At 65.9% G+C, this 1,967-nt stretch carries 2 protein-coding genes and 1 pseudogene; all 3 read right to left on the bottom strand.

Annotated features, from left to right (window positions below; translation table 11 throughout):
* Nucleotides 1-222: pseudogene (locus G3N93_RS38845) on the bottom strand (HAD family phosphatase); the annotation flags it as partial.
* Nucleotides 219-1,070, bottom strand: a complete 852-nt coding sequence (locus G3N93_RS38840) for a carbohydrate ABC transporter permease (protein ID WP_122946150.1) — start codon at nt 1,068-1,070, stop codon at nt 219-221. The gene G3N93_RS38840 and the pseudogene G3N93_RS38845, both read right to left, overlap by 4 nt.
* Nucleotides 1,067-1,967, bottom strand: a 901-nt coding sequence (locus G3N93_RS38835) for a carbohydrate ABC transporter permease (RefSeq protein ID WP_241026886.1), incomplete at its 5' end; no start/stop codon positions are given. The genes G3N93_RS38835 and G3N93_RS38840, both read right to left, overlap by 4 nt.

Below are 1,967 nucleotides of genomic sequence, written 5' to 3'. Positions count from 1 at the left end.
GATTTCGACGACGTCGTCGTTCGACAGCGAGCGCCCGACGGCCTCGCTCGCGCCAGCCAGCACGCGTTCGATACGCAGCCCGAGCAGCGGCATCACGGCCGGCCGCGCGTCGACGCCCGGCCAGCGCGCATCGAGTTCGCGCACGAGCACGTCGGCCGCCACCGCCTCGCTGTCGATCAGCACGCCGTCGCAATCGCAGATCAGGACATTCATCGCGGTCATTTGACGGCTCCGAACGTGAGCCCGCGCACGAGCTGCTTCTGCGACAGCCAGCCGACGATCAGGATCGGCGCGACCGCGAGCAACGATGCCGCGGACAGCTTCGCCCAGAACAATCCCTCCGGGCTCGAGTACGACGCGATGAACACGGTGAGCGGCGCCGCGTTCGAGCTCGACAGGTTGATGCTCCAGAACGCCTCGTTCCACGACAGGATCACGAGCAGCAGCGCGGTGGACGCGAGCCCCGGCAGCGCCATCGGCATCAGCAGGTAGACGATCTCCTGCCACGTCGACGCGCCATCGATGCGCCCGGCTTCGAGGATGTCCTTCGGGATCTCGTTGAAGTACGTGAAGGTCATCCACACCGCGATCGGCAGGTTGATCAGCGTGTAGACGATCACGAGACCCGACACGCTATCGAGCAGCCCCGCGTTCTTCCACAGCAGGTAGATCGGCACGAGCACGCCGACCGACGGCATCATCTTCGTCGACAGCATCCACAGCAGCACCTTCTGCGTGCGGTGGTTCGGGAAGAACGCCATCGCGTACGCGGCCGGCACCGCGAACAGCAGCGAGATCACCGTGACGCCCGCCGAGATCAGCACCGAATTCCATGCGAACGCGAAGTAGTTGCTGCGTGCGAACACCTCGCGGAAGCTGTCGAGCGTCGGGATGAAGAACAGCGTCGATGCATACGCCTGCTGCTCGGTCTTGAACGCGGTGATCGCCATCCAGAAGATCGGGAAGAACAGCAGCAGCGCGATCAGCCACGCGAGCGTGCCGGGCAGCGCGCGCCGCACGAGGTCGAACACGGCCGGCACGCGCCGGCCTTCGAAGGTCAGGTCGCTCATTTCTCGTACTCTCCCTTCAGGTTGCGCGCGAGCATCCGCACGAGGAAGAACGACACGACGTTCGCGACCACGACGGCGATGATGCCGCCCGCGGACGCGAGGCCGACGTCGAACTGCTGCAGGCCGAGCGCGTAGATCAGGTACGACAGGTTGGTCGTCGCGTCGCCGGGGCCGCCGCCGGTCGTCGTGTAGATCTCCGCGAAGATCGACAGCAGGAAGATCGTCTCCATCATCACGACCACGGCGATCGCGCGCTTCAGGTGCGGCAGCGTGATGTAGAAGAACATCGCGATCGGGCCCGCGCCGTCGATGCGCGCGGCTTCCTTCTGCTCCTGGTCGAGCGACTGGATCGCGGTGAACAGGATCAGGAACGCGAACGGCAGCCACTGCCACGCGACGATGATGATCACGGCGGTGAGCGGGTAATCGGCGAACCAGTCGATCGGCGTCATGCCGAGCGCACGCATCGCGTTCGCGACGAGCCCGTACACCGGGTGCAGGATCATGTTCTTCCAGATCAGCGCGGACACCGTCGGCATCACGAAGAACGGCGCGATCGCGAGCAGGCGTGCGACGCCCTGCCCGTAGAACTTGCGGTCGAACAGCACGGACATCAGCACGCCGCCGATCACCGTGATCGCGAGCACTGCGCCGATCAGCACGAGCGTGTGCCAGATCGCGGGCAGGAACGACGGATCGGTCGCGAGGAAGCGATAGTTGTCGAGCCCGGCGAAACCCTTCACGTCCGGGTTCAGCAGGTTGTAGCGCGAGAACGAATACCAGATCGTCATCGCGAGCGGAATCGACATCCACAGCAGCAGCACCGCGACGGACGGCGAGACGAGCCAGCTCGCGCCGCCGCGCGCGCGGCGCGGCGCGCCGGGCGGCGACGACGCG

The sequence above is a fragment of the Burkholderia sp. Se-20378 genome, assembly GCF_017104665.1.
GTDB classification, from domain to species: domain Bacteria; phylum Pseudomonadota; class Gammaproteobacteria; order Burkholderiales; family Burkholderiaceae; genus Burkholderia; species Burkholderia lata.
Note: the sequence above shows the minus strand (reverse complement) of the source record. Positions and strands in the feature narration are given on the sequence as shown.

Excerpts from the sequence above, each read along its gene's own strand:
- G3N93_RS38840 (WP_122946150.1), bottom strand. The coding sequence starts at position 1,070 with ATGAGCGACCTGACCTTCGAAGGCCGGCGCGTGCCGGCCGTGTTCGAC.